At 68.2% G+C, this 828-nt stretch carries 1 pseudogene; it reads right to left on the reverse strand.

Annotated elements, in window-relative coordinates:
• Positions 1-669 precede the first annotated feature (669 nt).
• Positions 670-828, reverse strand: a pseudogene (locus tag VXC91_RS46240) (cupin domain-containing protein); the annotation flags it as partial.

The raw sequence follows: 828 nt of genomic DNA on the forward strand, positions 1-828 counted from the left end.
GGCCAGGCCTGAAGACCGTTGGGGTTGGTGGTGATGTCGATGGTGGCTGGTTTCCATGACACCGGCCCGCCAGCCGCGGGCGAAGTCCGCCCGGATCCCGTCCCGCGTCAGCTTCTGCATCCGCCCGCCCCACTCGCCGGGCCGTCGGTCGCTGAGGCCGAGCATGAATGGCTGGGCAGAGTGACACGGAGCTCACCCCGTTGGTGAAGCCGGCACGGCCCTGGTCGTTCCCCGTAACGTGCCCCGGGGACCCGTCACAGAGCCTGTACGGCCTTTGTACCGCGCCAGGCCCGCAACACCCGCTCGAACTCCCTAGAGGTCGCCTTTCGACGAGGGGCGGAACGGCCGGGTGGGGAGGCCGGCACACAGCTGGTCTCCGCTACCGGGCGGCAGAGTGATCGAGGCAGTCGTCGCCACAGCATTGTCGGGGGATCGGTGCATACCGGACCGATGCGAGAACCTCCTCCGCCGATGACGGGGCAGAGGCTGCGCGATGATTGATCAGACAGCCGGACCAGCCTGTCAGCCACGGATCTCCATCGCCTGGCGAGGTGACGACGACCCTCTGCACACCGGCGCCCACGCCGCGCTGACCCGCTGCTGAAGGACGCGCACACCGAACCGTACAGCGGGCCCGAGGTCGACTCCGACCTTCGTCGCCACCGCGGGTCAGCCTGTGGAGGGACGCGGGGCGCGCAGGTGCGCCCGTTCCTTCAGCTCTTCCTCGTCGACAAACGTGAGCATCGGCTGACCCGGCGCGCACATCATGAACACGACGAACTTGGTGTTCGCGTCCGACAGGGCGTTGCCGTCCTGGTAGTGGATCAC

This window comes from Streptomyces chiangmaiensis (genome assembly GCF_036281785.1).
Lineage (GTDB): Bacteria > Actinomycetota > Actinomycetes > Streptomycetales > Streptomycetaceae > Streptomyces > Streptomyces chiangmaiensis.